This window comes from Novosphingobium sp. MMS21-SN21R (assembly GCF_031846015.1).
Classification (GTDB): Bacteria; Pseudomonadota; Alphaproteobacteria; order Sphingomonadales; family Sphingomonadaceae; genus Novosphingobium.
The window spans coordinates 1-14184 of the sequence record NZ_JAVRDU010000004.1 but is presented as its reverse complement, the minus strand read 5'-3'; the positions used below and the strand labels follow the sequence as shown (position 1 = coordinate 14184).

11 protein-coding genes and 2 pseudogenes are annotated in these 14184 nt (G+C 61.3%); all 13 read left to right on the top strand.

Annotation, left to right across the window (positions count from 1 at the left end; all coding sequences use genetic code 11):
• The first annotated feature begins 87 nt into the window (after window positions 1-87).
• Window positions 88-1008, top strand: coding sequence for a LysR substrate-binding domain-containing protein (locus RM192_RS19125; RefSeq protein ID WP_311509250.1), 921 nt, complete (start codon window positions 88-90; stop codon window positions 1006-1008).
• A 73-nt stretch (window positions 1009-1081) separates the two neighbouring features.
• A complete protein-coding gene (locus RM192_RS19120; RefSeq protein ID WP_311509249.1) occupies window positions 1082-2197 on the top strand; it encodes an FAD-dependent oxidoreductase in 1116 nt (371 codons plus the stop codon).
• Between the two features lie 11 nt (window positions 2198-2208).
• Window positions 2209-3111 carry a VOC family protein gene (locus RM192_RS19115; protein ID WP_311509248.1) on the top strand — a complete coding sequence of 301 codons (903 nt, stop codon included), beginning with the start codon at window positions 2209-2211 and terminating at the stop codon, window positions 3109-3111.
• A gap of 3 nt (window positions 3112-3114) precedes the next feature.
• Window positions 3115-4278, top strand: coding sequence for a prolyl oligopeptidase family serine peptidase (locus tag RM192_RS19110; protein ID WP_311509247.1), 1164 nt, complete (start codon window positions 3115-3117; stop codon window positions 4276-4278).
• A 44-nt stretch (window positions 4279-4322) separates the two neighbouring features.
• Entirely contained in the window at window positions 4323-5507 is a 1185-nt protein-coding gene (locus RM192_RS19105; protein WP_311509246.1) for a cytochrome P450, read from the top strand.
• Window positions 5504-6295: a cyclase family protein gene (locus RM192_RS19100; RefSeq protein WP_311509245.1), complete on the top strand. Its 792-nt coding sequence runs from the start codon at window positions 5504-5506 to the stop codon at window positions 6293-6295. The genes RM192_RS19105 and RM192_RS19100 overlap by 4 nt, the downstream gene beginning before the upstream one ends.
• A 3-nt stretch (window positions 6296-6298) precedes the next feature.
• Entirely contained in the window at window positions 6299-7264 is a 966-nt protein-coding gene (locus RM192_RS19095; protein ID WP_311509244.1) for a fumarylacetoacetate hydrolase family protein, read from the top strand.
• Window positions 7261-8430 (top strand): annotated as a pseudogene (gene pobA / locus RM192_RS19090) (4-hydroxybenzoate 3-monooxygenase). The gene RM192_RS19095 and the pseudogene pobA overlap by 4 nt, the downstream one beginning before the upstream one ends.
• A 27-nt stretch (window positions 8431-8457) precedes the next feature.
• On the top strand, window positions 8458-9570 hold the full coding sequence (locus RM192_RS19085) for an S-(hydroxymethyl)glutathione dehydrogenase/class III alcohol dehydrogenase (protein ID WP_311509243.1): 1113 nt from the start codon (window positions 8458-8460) through the stop codon (window positions 9568-9570).
• Window positions 9570-10403: an S-formylglutathione hydrolase gene (gene fghA / locus RM192_RS19080; protein ID WP_311509242.1), complete on the top strand. Its 834-nt coding sequence runs from the start codon at window positions 9570-9572 to the stop codon at window positions 10401-10403. Before RM192_RS19085 ends, fghA begins: the two co-directional genes overlap by 1 nt.
• A 189-nt stretch (window positions 10404-10592) precedes the next feature.
• On the top strand, window positions 10593-12260 hold the full coding sequence (locus RM192_RS19075) for a family 43 glycosylhydrolase (protein WP_311509241.1): 1668 nt from the start codon (window positions 10593-10595) through the stop codon (window positions 12258-12260).
• Window positions 12261-12756: 496 nt separating this feature from the next.
• A complete protein-coding gene (locus RM192_RS19070) occupies window positions 12757-13689 on the top strand; it encodes a lytic transglycosylase domain-containing protein (RefSeq protein WP_311509239.1) in 933 nt (310 codons plus the stop codon).
• Between the two features lie 102 nt (window positions 13690-13791).
• Window positions 13792-14184: pseudogene (locus RM192_RS19065) on the top strand (transposase); the annotation flags it as partial.

The following is a 14184-nucleotide window of genomic DNA, read 5'->3' as shown; positions in this document are numbered from 1 at the left end:
TTTTGATTTTGACTTTCCATACCGATGGCGTGATAATCAGCAAAACTGTTTGTATTTATCGGTTACAACTTGTTTGAGTGATAGAACATGCGCGTCAAGGGTCTCGATCTCAACCTGCTGGCAGCACTCGATGTGCTGCTGGACGAGTGCAACACGGTGAAGGCAGCGGAGCGGCTGCACCTTAGTCAGCCAGCGGCGAGCGCGGCTCTAGCCCGGCTCCGGGACTACTTTGGCGATCCTATCCTTACATCATACGGCAAGCGGATGATGCCGACCGCGTTTGCATTGGCGCTGCATCAGCCAACCAAGGATGTCCTCGCTCAGGTCGACCGGCTAATAACCCAGACGTCGGCCTTCGATCCCCTCAAGTCCGATCGCTGGTTTCGGATCGGCGTGTCCGATTACCTTTCTACGATCTTGTTCGCCGACCTGGTGCCGCGGCTGGCTGCCCTGGCTCCAGGCATCAGGCTGGATCTCCAACCGCCTTCCGACGAGATGCTCGGCTTGCTGGACCGGGGAGAACTGGATCTGATTCTCACTCCCACTGAGCATTGTCATCCCGGCCATCCGACCGAACTGCTATTTGAGGAAAAATATGTCGTCGCGGGATGGTCCGGGAATGCCGTGCTGCAGAAGCCGCTAAGCGAGCACGACTTCTATGCGCACGGTCACGTTGCGGTCGAAATGGGCAGAACTAGCCGGGTTACCTTTGCCGAGACCCACCTCAAGGACCGGGGGAACGAGCGGAAGATCGAGATCTACGCGGCGTCGTTTTCCCTTGTTCCCGAGTTGTTGGTAGGAACGAGCCGCCTCGCCATAATGCACGAGCGTCTGGCGAAGATGGTCCGGAGCAGGGGCGAGATCGTCTACCAGCCGCTCCCCTTCGAATTTCCCGTGATGAAGGAGATGGTCCAGTATCACAAAACCCGCGCCGACGATCCGGGGATCAAGTGGATGGTTGCACAGATCGCGAAGTGCTCGGAGAAGTTCAATCAGAAATTCAAGTAGAAATCTATTCAGATAATCACTTTTTGATATTCGCTCGGGCTTGCTACGCACCGCTTTCCAAGGGGAGAGTAGTGTGCACCAGCAGAAGATTCTGATCGTGGGGGCCGGCATCGGAGGTCTGTCCGCGGCTATATCGCTCTCGCGGGCCGGTCATTCGGTGGAGCTGGTCGAGCGCGATCCGGACTGGAGCGTTTACGGCGTCGGGATCATCCAGCAGGCCAACGTAATCAGGGCGATGGACCAGCTTGGCGTGTTGAGTGTTTTCCTGGATGCCGCCTGCGGGTTCGACGCCGTCGAGATATTCCTGCCGGACGGCACGATGGCGGCTCGGGTGCCGACACCCCGTCTCGTCGAGGGACAACCCGCGAACGTCGGTATCAGCAGGACGGCCCTGCAGAAGGTACTCGCCGAAAGCTCCGCCGCGCTCGGCGCAAAGACCAGGTTGGGTCTGACGCTGAAGCAACTGGACGACGATGGGGCCGGGGTCACCGTGACCTTCTCAAACGGTTCGGTGGGCCGCTACGATCTGGTGATCGGTGCGGACGGTGTCTACTCGCAAGTTCGAGACATGGTCTTGCCTGCGGCCGAGAAGCCCGAATTTACAGGCCAATCCGTCTGGCGCTACAATTTTCCGCGCCCCGCGGCGCTTGACGCATTGCAGGTCTATAACGGCTCGACCGGGGTCGGACTGGTGCCGATCAGCAATGAAGTGATGTACATGTACGTCACCACCCCTGAGCCCGGGAACCCCCGTTATCCGTTGCGCGGCCTGGCTGCTACTATGGCTGCGAAGCTGTCGGGCTGCGCGCCTGCCATCCGTGCGCTTGCCGATCAGATAGTCGACGATGCGGCGGTGGTGTATCGGCCGCTCGAAGGTGTCCTTGTCACCGGTCCTTGGCACAACGGCCGCACAGTCCTGCTTGGCGATGCTGTGCACGCGACCACGCCGCATCTCGGCCAAGGCGCCGGAATGGCGATCGAGGACGCGATCGTGCTCGCGGAGGAATTGGCCCGGCACGACGATCCGGAATCGGCGTTTAGCGCCTATCGCGATCGTCGCTTCGAACGCTGCGCGTACATCGTGACGTCAAGTTTGGCGATCTGCCACGGGCAGCTCGGCAAGGGCCCCGCGATCGACAACCACAAGGCCACCGCGGAGATGTTCGCGGTCATATCCCAGCCCATTTGAGAGGATCAGCAATGACCCGCGTTTCCGAAATACGTTATGTCGGCTATGGCGTCACCGATATTGAAGCCGAGCAGGCTTACTATGGCGAGATCTTTGGTCTCGACCCCGTCACAAGCGATGATGGCATGGCTTGGTTCAAGGCTCCCGGTCATGACGAACACCACGTGGTGCGTCTTAGGAAGGCCGAAGAGAACCGTGTCGACGTGATCGCACTCGCTGCCGACTGCAGCGCCGACGTCGATGAGTTGTGCGCCAATGTTAAAGCTTCCGGTGCGAAGGTCGTCCATGAACCGCGCAAACTAACGACGCCAGGGGGCGGCTATGGGTTTCGCTTCTTCACTCCGGATGGCCTCCAGATGGAGATATCGTCCGATGTGGCGCGGGGGGCAAAGCGCGAGATTGCCAAGTGGGAAGGGCTACCGGTCAAAATTAGCCACCTCGTCCTGCATTCCCCTGACCATCAGGGGCTCGTCCGGTTCTTTTGCGATGTGCTGGGATTTAAGGTTTCGGATTGGCTCGGCGACTTCATGTGCTTCCTGCGCTGCAACAGCGCGCACCATCGTCTCGCCATCTTGCCGGGCCCGCCGTGCCTGAACCACGTCGCTTACGATATGCTGGGCGTCGACGATATGATGCGCGGAGCACATCGTCTCAAGCTCAAGGGCATCGACATCCAGTGGGGGCCGGGCCGGCATACCGCCGGCAACAATACCTTCAGCTATTTCGTCACGCCGGGTGGTTTTGTCACCGAGTATACTTCGGAGCTGGAGGAAGTGGATTTTGAGAGCCACCAGCCAAATACCTATACGCCCGCGCCGCTGATCATGGATCAGTGGGGTATCGGCGTCGGGGGGCCGCAGACAATGCCGCATGCCCATCCCAATCCCGGGCTATTCGTTGCGGTCGAGGCCTGATCGATGGCGCTGCTCGAACTCTTCCCGAATTACATCTGGAACCTTTCTGTTGCGATAGCGATGGAGAGCGGCGGGCAGATTGGCGAGATTGTCGATATGTGTCAGCCAATCCGGGACGCGGCGGCGAGCGGTGCAGATGCCGGCACGCCGGCATTCATGAAACAGTGGGCGGCGATGGGCGAGAAGCTGATCGAGCTCGCCGCCGAGGACGAGGCAAGGGGGCATGCGATCTCCGCTTCGAACAAGCTAGAGCGGGCTTCGCTCTACCTGATCACTGCGGAACGGATGCAGGGGCATGGTGCGCCCGGCCGCGAAGCCACCTACAGCAAGGCGAGGGATTCGTTCGACCGCTCGACGGCACTTGGGCAGATCAACCGCGACCGGGTTGAGATCGCGTTGGCTGAAGGAACAATGCCAGCGCTTTATACGCGCGCGCCGGGCGAGGGCCGCAAGCCTGTAGTTGTCTATTGCAATGGTCTCGATAGCTGCAAGGAGCTGCTCTACTGGTCGCGACTGCCTGAGGCGTTGGCCCGGCGCGGCATTTCCACGCTGTGCGTCGACCAGCCGGGCTCGGGCGAGGCGCTGCGTCTGCAGGGACTGCCGGTCGATCCGCATTCGGAAAGATGGGCCGCAAGGGCGGTCGACTGGCTGGAAAGCCAGCCCGATGTCGATCCCGCGCGGATCGGGATGACAGGGATCAGCCTTGGCGGGCACTTCGCTCCCCGCGCCGTCGCTTACGAGCCGAGGTTTGCCAGCGGCGCGGTCTGGGGCGCCAATCACAATTGGCGCGAGGTGCAAGACAAGCGGTTGATGCGCGAAGGCGAAAACCCGGTCCCGCATTATTGGGCGCATGTGATGTGGGCATTCGGGGCCAACGACATGGACGAGTTCCTCGTCAAGTCGGAAGCGATGAACCTCAATGGCCACGTCGATCGCATCCGGGTGCCGTTCCTGGTCACCCACGGTGCTGAAGACCGACAGATCAGCCTGTCTTACGCCGACGACCTGTATGACCAGCTGGTCAACTCGCCACGCCGCGAAAAGGTCATCTTCACGGCTCGCGAAGGTGGCGTCGAGCACGTGGGCGCAGACAACATGGCCTATGGGCGTGACTGCATCGCCGACTGGTTTGCCGAAACGCTGGGCGGAAACACCGGCAGCACCTGAAATGCCGGGATGAGCGCGGATGACCGCGCCGGGAGAGGAACCACATGACGATCAGCGCACTGGATTTTGATCCTTACGACGAGGCGGTGCTGTCCGATCCGTTCCCGCATCACGAAAGATTGCGCGAAGCGGGGCCGGTCGTCTGGCTGGAGCGGTACCAGTGCTACGGGCTCGCGCGCTTTGCCGAAGTCCGCGATGCGCTCAACGACTGGGAGACCTTCGTGTCCTCGCGCGGCGTCGGCTTGGCGGATTTTGCCACCGAGCAGCCCTGGCGCCCGCCGTCGCTGTTGCTCGAGGCCGATCCGCCGCTCCATAGCCGGACCCGCGGCCTGATGAACAAGGTCGCCTCCCTGCCGAGTCTCAAAGCCCGGCAGCCCGAATGGCGCACGAAGGCCACGGCGCTAGTGCGCGAGCTGGTCGGGCGCGGAGCGGTCGAGGCGGTTGCGGACCTGTCCGAGGCATTTCCGCTCAGCATCTTCCCGGACATGATCGGACTTCGCGACGAAGGCCGGGAGAACCTGATTCCCTATGCCACCACGGTGTTCAATGCGTTCGGTCCCCGCAACGCGCTGCTTGAGCAGAGCATGTCGCAAGCCGTGGCCGCCACGGCCTGGGTTGCCGAAAGCTGCAAGCGCGAGTTCCTCAAGCCCGATGGCTGGGGCCGCGAGGTCTATGCCGCAGCCGACCGGGGGGATTGCTCGGAGGATGAAGCCCAGCGCCTTGTCCGTTCGTTCCTTTCAGCGGGCGTCGACACGACGGTCAACGGCATAGCCAACCTGGTGTTCGCCTTTACCCAGTTTCCCGACGAATGGCGCAAGCTGAAGGAGAAACCGGAGCTTTGTCGCAAGGCGATCGAGGAGAGTCTCCGTTGGGGCGGGGTGGCACAGACGTTTTACCGGACGACCAGCTGCGATGCGGACGTTTCGGGGACGACAATTCCGGAGGGGAGCAAGGTTCTGCTGTTTCTGGCCTCGGCCAACCGCGATCCGCGGCGCTGGGACGATCCCGACCGCTTCGACATCGACCGCAATGCGAGTGGCCATGTCGGGTTCGGATTCGGCATTCATCAGTGTCTTGGCCAGATGGTCGCCCGCTATGAAGCGGAAGCGGTCCTGACCGCGCTGGTCGAGCAGGTGGCCGAGATCAGGGCAGCAGGGCCGGCGACGCGGCGGCCGAATAACACCCTCTATGCGCTCGATACCCTCCCAGTCGAACTGGTGGCAGCATGAGCACCGCAGCCACCCGCAGGTTCGTCGACCTGTCGATCACGCTTTGCAACGACGTTGTAAGCGATCCGCCGTTTCTCCGTCCCGAGATCACCTACCAGACGCACGGCGAGACCATGACTGAGCTTGCGCATTTCTTCCCTGGCGTAACTGCGGACCAGACCCCGGACGGGGCAGGGTTCGCGGCGGCGGAATGGGTGCGGCTGACTACACATAATGGAACCCATCTCGACGCACCCTGGCATTATCACCCGACCCAGGATGGCGGCGTGGCGGCCATGACGATCGACGAGATACCGCTCGACTGGTGCTTCCAGCCAGGGGTGAAGCTGGATTTCCGCCATTTCGAGGATGGCTACGTGGTCACCGCAGCCGATGTCGAAGCCGAACTCCACCGCATCGGGCATCAGTTGAGGCCGCTCGAGATCGTCCTGGTCAACACGGCCGCCGGAGCCGCGTTGGGCGATCCCGATTATGTGAACCGCGGATGCGGCATGGGATACGAAGCGACGATGTTCCTGACCTCGCGCGGCATTCGGGTGACCGGAACCGATGCGTGGAGCTGGGACGCGCCGTTTGCTCACACCGCGCGGCGCGTGGCCGAGACCGGTGACACCTCGCTAATTTGGGAAGGGCACAAGGCGGGGCGGGAGATCGGCTACTGCCATCTCGAGAAGCTGCATAATCTCGAGGCGCTGCCGGCCGACGGTTTCCTCGTCAGTTGCTTCCCGCACAAGATCAAGGGCGCTTCGGCCGGATGGACCCGGGCTGTCGCGATTTTCGAGGACTGACGGATGCGTTTGGCAACCTATGACAACGGCCTTCCCGATGGCGAATTGATCGTAGTCTCGGGCGATGGCGAACGATCTATGTCAGCCGGTCCGAAGTGGCCCAGCCTGCTAACGGCAATCGAGAGCTGGTCCGATGCCCTGCCGGATCTCCGCAGCCTTGCCGACAGGCTCGAGGCCGGTGACGGCGAGGCCGTCGTCAGCGAGAAACTTCGCGCTCCGCTGCCTCGATCATGGCAATGGCTCGACGGCTCGGCCTTCGTGACCCACGGCGAGTTGATGCAGGTCGCCTTCGGCATCGACCCGATCGATCGCGCGCGGCCGCTGATGTACCAAGGCATGTCGGATCGTTTTCTCGGCCCGGTTGAGCCCGCTGCTTTTCCCAGTGAGGCTGACGGCATCGACTTCGAAGGTGAATTCGGCGTGATCGTCGATTTCGTGCCGATGGGCACCAGCGTGGAGCAGGCGGCAGGATACATCCGGTTGGTGGTGCAGATCAACGACTGGTCGCTGCGCACGATCGCGCCTGTGGAGATGAAGACAGGTTTCGGCTGGGTCCAGGCAAAGCCCGCATGTTCGATGGCACCGTTCGCCGTGACACCCGATTACCTGGGTGAGCACTGGCAGAACGGGCGTGTGTGCCTTGACCTTCTGGTCGAGCGTGGCGGAGAGCGTTTTGGGTTCGTCAATGGCGGTGAGATGGCATTCTCCTTTGCCGAATTGGTCGCTCATGCGGCTCGCACACGCGATCTTGTCGCCGGTACGGTGATTGGCTCGGGCACGGTTTCCAATGCGCAGTACGCGTCGCGCGGTTCCGCCTGCATCTCGGAACGTCGCGCAATCGAAATCATCGCAGCCGGTGCGCCGAGCACGCCGTTTCTGCAATTTGGCGAGACGATCCGCATGGTTGGCCAATGCTCTGACGGCGCAGCGCCCTTCGGCGCCATAGTGCAGGAAGTCGCACGAGCATGAAGACTCAGGTTGCGATCATCGGGGCCGGACCGGCCGGTTTGATGCTCGGCCATCTGCTCCGCGCGGAAGGCGTGGACTGCGTGGTGCTCGAGCGGCAGACCCCTGACTATGTCCTCGGTCGCATCCGCGCCGGCGTGCTCGAGCAGATTACCGTCAGCCTGATGGAGCGCCTCGGCCTCGACGCACGGCTCAAGGCCGAGGGGCTAGTCGAAGCGGGATTCAACCTCGCCGACGGCGAACGCCTGATCCGCATCGACTGTGAAGCGCTGACTGGCAAGACGGTGGTGGTCTACGGCCAGACCGAGATCACCCGCGACCTGATGAACGCGGCGCCCGCGCGCGGACTGGAGGTCATCTACGGCGTTGTCGACGTGGCGCTGCACGACATCGAGAGTGACGCGCGCTACGTCACCTACACCAAGGACGGCGCCGCGCAGCGCATCGACGTGCGCTTCATCGCCGGATGCGATGGGTTCCACGGGCCGAGCCGCAAGGCAATCCCCGCAAGCGTCGCGCGCGAGTTCGAGCGGGTCTATCCGTTCGGCTGGCTCGGCATCCTCGTCGATGTCCCGCCTTGCCACTCCGAGCTGATCTACGCCAACCACGAGCACGGCTTCGCGCTCGCCTCGATGCGCAGCAAGACCCGCAGCCGCTACTACATCGACGTGCCGCTGACCGAGAAGGTCGAAGACTGGCCGGACGAGCGCATCTGGGACGAGCTCGCCATCCGCCTTGGCCCCGAACCCGCTGCCAACATCACTCGTGGGCGGTCGATCGAGAAGTCGATCGCGCCGCTGCGGTCCTACGTGTTCGAGCCGATGCGCCACGGCAACATGCTTTTGTGAGGTGACGCTGCGCACATCGTGCCCCCGACCGGAGCCAAGGGTCTCAACCTTGCCGCAAGCGACGTGCACTACGCCGCCGAGGCGCTCACCGCTTTCTTCAGGCGCGGCGAAGCGGATGGAATCGCCGGTTACTCGGCCAAGGCCCTCGCCCGGGTATGGAAGTCCGAGCGGTTCAGTTGGTCGCTGACCAAACTGATGCACCGCTTTCCCGAGGACGGCCCGTTCGAGCGGGCGATGCAGGTCGCCGAGCTCGAATACATCGCCTCCAGCCGCGCCGCCCAGACCAGCATTGCCGAGAATTATGTCGGACTGCCGGTTTAATCTGCGCTTGTTAGACAGGAATCCATCATGAAGACCCGCGCCGCCGTTGCCTTTGCCGCCAAGCAGCCGCTTGAGATTGTCGAGCTTGATCTCGAAGGGCCCAGGGCGGGTGAAGTGCTGGTCGAGATTATGGCAACCGGGATCTGCCACACCGATGCCTACACGCTCGACGGACTGGACAGCGAGGGCTTGTTCCCCTCGGTGCTCGGTCATGAAGGCGCCGGGATCGTACGCGAGGTCGGGGTCGGGGTAACCAGCGTCAAGCCCGGCGATCACGTGATCCCGCTTTACACGCCCGAATGCCGGCAGTGTAAGTCGTGCCTGAGCGGCAAGACCAACCTGTGCACCGCGATCCGCGCCACACAGGGGCAGGGGCTGATGCCCGATGGCACCAGCCGCTTTTCCTACAAGGGCCAGACCATCTTCCACTACATGGGCTGCAGCACTTTCTCGAACTTCACCGTGCTGCCCGAGATTGCCGTTGCGAAAATCCGTGACGACGCGCCGTTTCAGACGAGCTGCTACATCGGCTGCGGCGTGACCACAGGGGTCGGCGCGGTGATCAATACTGCCAATGTGCAGGTGGGCGACAATGTCGTGGTCTTCGGGCTCGGCGGCATCGGCCTCAACGTCATCCAGGGCGCGAGGTTGGCGGGTGCGGCCAAGATCATCGGCGTCGATCTCAACCCCGACCGCGAGGAATGGGGCCGCAAGTTCGGCATGACCGACTTCCTCAACTCGCGCGGGCTGAGCCGTGAAGACACCGTGGCGAAGATCGTCGCCATGACCGACGGCGGCGCGGACTATACCTTCGACGCCACCGGCAACACCGAAGTCATGCGGACTGCGCTCGAAGCGTGTCACCGCGGTTGGGGCACCTCGATCATCATTGGCGTGGCCGAAGCCGGCAAGGAAATTGCCACCCGCCCGTTCCAGCTCGTCACCGGGCGCAACTGGCGCGGCACGGCGTTCGGCGGGGCCAAGGGCCGCACTGACGTACCCAAGATCGTCGACATGTACATGACCGGTAAGATCGAAATCGACCCGATGATCACGCACGTCATGGGGTTGGAGGAAATCAACACCGCCTTCGACCTGATGCACGCGGGCAAGTCGATCCGTTCGGTCGTGGTGTTCTGATGGAACAGGTTTCGGCCTGGAAGAGCCACGGCGGCATGCAGGGCGTCTATACGCACCAGTCCGCGCAAACGGGCACGCCCATGACCTTTTCGGTCTTCGTGCCGGATCATACCCCAGGCGCGAAGCTGCCGGTGCTGTGGTATCTTTCAGGCCTGACCTGCACCCATGCCAACGTAACCGAAAAGGGCGAATTCCGCGCCGCCTGCGCCGAAGTGGGGATTGTCTTCGTCGCGCCCGACACCAGCCCGCGCGGCGATGACGTGCCGGACGACGAAGGCTATGATTTCGGCAAGGGCGCCGGCTTCTATGTCGATGCCACGCAGGAGCTTTGGGCGCGGAACTTTCGCATGCGCAGCTATATCGAGCACGAATTGCCGGCACTTGTTGCCGGTAATTTCCCGGTCGATCTGGACCGGCAGGGGATCACCGGCCACTCGATGGGAGGTCACGGCGCACTCACCATCGCCCTGCGCAATCCCGGCCGCTTCCGCTCGGTCAGCGCCTTTTCACCCATTGTCGCACCACTGGAATGCCCGTGGGGCGAAAAGGCGCTCGGCGGCTATCTCGGGCCGGACCGCACGGCCTGGCGGGAATATGACGCCTGCGCTCTGATCGCCGATGGCGCGCGGGTGCCTGAACTGCTGGTCGACCAGGGGGATGCGGACAGCTTCCTTGAAGTCCAGCTCAAGACGGATTTGCTAGTCCGCGCGACGCAGGACGCCGGAATTTCCGCGACGATCCGCATGCAGCCGGGCTATGACCACTCATATTACTTCATTTCGACCTTCATGGCTGAACATGTGAAGTGGCATGCCGCCAGAATGAAAATTTAGTGCCCTGCACCATTGGAATGTCGCGACACGCTCCTGGGAGTTAGGCGCCAGCATCTTCGGCATATGGGCCGGCAATAGTTCGAACGCAGCAGTTCACGCGACCGTCATCGTCGACCGCGTATCACGCGCTGCGCCCACATCGGCCGTGTCGACAATAAGATCTGGCCACTGATAATCGAGGAGACAGTCGTGTCGATACCTGAAAGCACCCGCCGCGAAGTGCTCTCACTGGCAATGGCAGGGGCGGCTGCCACTTCCTTGCCGATAGGTAATGGCGCTGCCCTGGCAAAGGGCGCTCCCGACAGGGTCACGCCGAAACGGGCTTTTCCGTGGAAGCGTGGAATCGAAGGGCAGCGCAGGGCAGATCTTGGCAATGGGACCTACCTCAATCCCGTCCTGGCAGGCGACCACCCGGATCCCAGCGTGCTGCACGACGGCGACCAGTACTACAAGGTCTCCTCTTCGTTCGAATATTACCCAGGGCTATTAATCTGGCAATCAGCCGACTTGGTGAACTGGACGCCGATTGGTCCCGCACTGCAAAGGCCGGTCGGTTCGGTTTTCGCACCCGATCTCGTCAAGCACGATGGGCGCTATTTTATTTACTTCCCCGCTCTGAACATCCCGATTGCGGCAAGTTCTCCGCCGCCCGGCCCGCGGCGACCAACGATTTCAGTTATGGTGGTTCACGCGGACCGGATCGAGGGCCCATGGAGCGAACCTGCGGACATGGATATTTTCGACGGCATCGATCCGGGCCACGCGGTAGGCGAAGATGGCAAACGCTATTTGTTTCTCAATGGCGGCAATAGGGTGCCAATCAGTGACGACGGGTTGTCACGCGCCGGACCGACACAGAAGGTGTACGAAGGATGGAAAATTCCTGCCGACTGGGTCATTGAAGGGTTCGAACTCGAGGGACCAAAGATGCTTCGGAGAGGCGAATGGTTCTACATGTTCGCCGCCCAAGGGGGTACAGGTGGTCCGCCTACGGGCCACATGGTCATCGTGGCTCGATCCCGTTCCATTCACGGCCCGTGGGAAAACTGCCCGCATAATCCGATTGTCCGCACTGTTGATCCTGCCGAACCTTGGTGGTCGCGCGGGCATGCAACTCCGATCCTAGGCCCGGGCGGCGACTGGTGGCTTGTCTATCACGGCTATGAAAACGGTTTTCGCACGCTTGGGCGGCAACTTTTGCTGGAACCCTTCACTTGGACAGCCGACGGCTGGCCGTGCGCAATGGGCGGTGATCTTTCTCGCCCATTGCGAAAACCGATGAGCGGTGCCTCGCGGCCGCACGGTACCGCACTATCTGATGACTTTCAGATCAGTGCGTTTGGCACACGGTTGCAATTTTTTGGGCCAGGTGCCGATTACGCAAGTCGCGCAGTGCTCACCGATGGTACACTGGTACTGCAAGGACTGGGCAGCGGGCCGGCGGACGCAGCGCCGCTCGTCCTCAATGCTGGCGAAAGACGGTACGAAGTGGAGGTCGAACTCGAATTAACGGGAGATGCAATTGGCGGCCTGTTGTTGTTCTACAATTCCAAGCTTTTTTGCGGCTTGGGAGCGGACGAGAACCGCCTTCATCAATACAAAACTGGGGTCGAACCTTTTTACCCACCCGCAGGGCCTTCAATGGGGCGAAAAATGCATTTCCGGGTGGTGAATGACGAAAACGTGGCAAGCTTCTACCAAGGCCGCGATGGGCAGACTTGGCAGTTGGTGCGGTCCTACGAGGTGTCGGGCTACAATCATAATATTGGCGACGGCTTCTTAAGCCTCCGGCCTGCGATATTTGCAGCCCGTGAAGGAAGTGTGTCGTTTAGGAGGCTGCAGTACCGCAGCCTATAGGCTGGTGCCCCGCGTATTTTGGGCATCCCGACATTCGAAGGCAGTGGCTAAAAGCGTCCCGATCAAAAACGTGTGGTAGGCCCGTCTGCAAGTGTTTGTATCGGATGATTTGAGCAGTCTGCGAAGATGGATCAGCGCGCCCTGGTCCTCTTAAGAGGGCCGGCACGATGTGCCAAATTGCGCCGTCGCGTTCCAGGGCCCCTGTCGACTGTCAGGACATCTTCTTACATTCTGAGAGTGCGAGGGGTGACCATTGCGGTGGCCTGCGCGCCAAGGACAAACGCCGCGATTCTCAAACTGGGGCGCAAAAAATGGGGCAGGGCTCGCAAAACAGCATTTGAGCATCCCTAGACGGGACAGAGAGTTTTACAATGTTTCGCAGTCGCTGCATTGTGACGAATGTGGACACCGTCTCAGGGGCAGGAACGCTGCCAGCGTTCGCAACATATCGGCCGTTGGGTAGCTGCTTGGCTCGCTTGATGGGTTTACGCCGAGATTGACTCTGCTTTCCATCTTTGATTTTCTGATCATGCGCATTCTCGATCAGATCGGCACATCACCTTGGAAGGGGTGTGTCGTGATTTCATTCAAATGTAGTTCGATCTTCGCGGCCGCAATGATCTGCGCCTCCGCTGCGAAAGCCAGAGAAGTTGATCTTGTGCGTTTTTCTCCGATCGGGGTTGTCGCCAGTAATGAGCAGGGAACTGTTGGAGCCGCATTAAGCGCCCACTTTGATCGGTTGGTTGAGTCGGGCGATGCGCCCGGGATCAGCCAGGGAACTTACGCTACTGGCGGGAACCGCCTCTCTGACGTTTTCGAACTGACACTTCAGGGAATTTCAGCGCCTTCCACACCTATGTTGTGCCCTCAGAATGGGTATCGCCCAACCTGGTGGCTAGCTCCCGAGGTGGAGAACAGACGAGTAGCCTATTTTTCAGCAATGTCCGCGATCGCTTGCGAAAACGGCCTTCCTGAAGGTCTGCTGGACGCAGTCATCGCCCAGGAGTCAGGATATAAGGCTTGGGCACTAAGCGGGGCCGGGGCGATGGGGATGATGCAGGTCATGCCGGGGACAGCGAGAAATCTAGAGCTCAAAAACCCTTGGGACGCACTTGCCAACATGAGGGCAGGAGCACGGTATCTTCGACAGCAACTTGACCGCTTTGGGCGCGTTGATCTGGCTTTAGCTGCGTACAATGCTGGGCCCGAACGGCGCTCCCTTTCGCTGGGCAGCATACCTGCAATTTCGGAAACCCGAAATTACGTGAAGGCCATCACAACCAACTGGGTCCGACTTACTAAACTTGGGAGCCCAGATCCGGCCGTTGCTGCAAGGGCTGCAGCGGCCGACATCGCAGTACGAGCCTCAGGCTACCGCGAGGTGGATCTCATAACTTACGAAGGCATAAATGCGGCAAATCCGATATAATGCGCATAGAGGATAGCGATGGCCAAAATGCTTGGAAACCCGCACAGATAGCTCAGCTGGAAATGCAGCCAAACCTTCGGAAACCATAACAACCACCGAAGCGCCGAACCCTTCTGGTCAGCCTTCCTGCGTAAGCTTACGCGCAGGGGCCTGCGCGGCGTGAAGCTGATCCTCTCCGACGCGCACGAAGGCATCAAGGCGGCGGTCTCCAAGCTGCCGTGTGCCAGCTGGCAGCGCTGTTGGGTGCACTTCATGAGGAGCGCGCTGGCTCACGCCGGCAAGAGCGGCAGGGGGTCGTCTCGGCCTTCATCGCCACCGCTTTTGTGCAGGAGACGCCCGAAGCCGCGAACCAGCAGTGGCGCGCCCTTGCCGACCAGATTCGGCCCAAACCGCCCAAGCTGCCGACGCTGATGGACGCCGCCGAGTCCGACGTGCTGGCCTACATGACCTTCCCCAGGGAGCATCGTACCATGGCTCCACTCGACCAACCCGATC

What these genes read in the sequence shown, in the direction of transcription:
- fghA (WP_311509242.1), top strand. Translation starts at nt 9,570, where the DNA reads ATGGAACAGGTTTCGGCCTGGAAGAGCCACGGCGGCATGCAGGGCGTC.
- RM192_RS19095 (WP_311509244.1), top strand. Translation starts at nt 6,299, where the DNA reads ATGCGTTTGGCAACCTATGACAACGGCCTTCCCGATGGCGAATTGATC.
- RM192_RS19125 (WP_311509250.1), top strand. Translation starts at nt 88, where the DNA reads ATGCGCGTCAAGGGTCTCGATCTCAACCTGCTGGCAGCACTCGATGTG.
- RM192_RS19100 (WP_311509245.1), top strand. Translation starts at nt 5,504, where the DNA reads ATGAGCACCGCAGCCACCCGCAGGTTCGTCGACCTGTCGATCACGCTT.
- RM192_RS19115 (WP_311509248.1), top strand. Translation starts at nt 2,209, where the DNA reads ATGACCCGCGTTTCCGAAATACGTTATGTCGGCTATGGCGTCACCGAT.
- RM192_RS19085 (WP_311509243.1), top strand. Translation starts at nt 8,458, where the DNA reads ATGAAGACCCGCGCCGCCGTTGCCTTTGCCGCCAAGCAGCCGCTTGAG.
- RM192_RS19105 (WP_311509246.1), top strand. Translation starts at nt 4,323, where the DNA reads ATGACGATCAGCGCACTGGATTTTGATCCTTACGACGAGGCGGTGCTG.
- RM192_RS19110 (WP_311509247.1), top strand. Translation starts at nt 3,115, where the DNA reads ATGGCGCTGCTCGAACTCTTCCCGAATTACATCTGGAACCTTTCTGTT.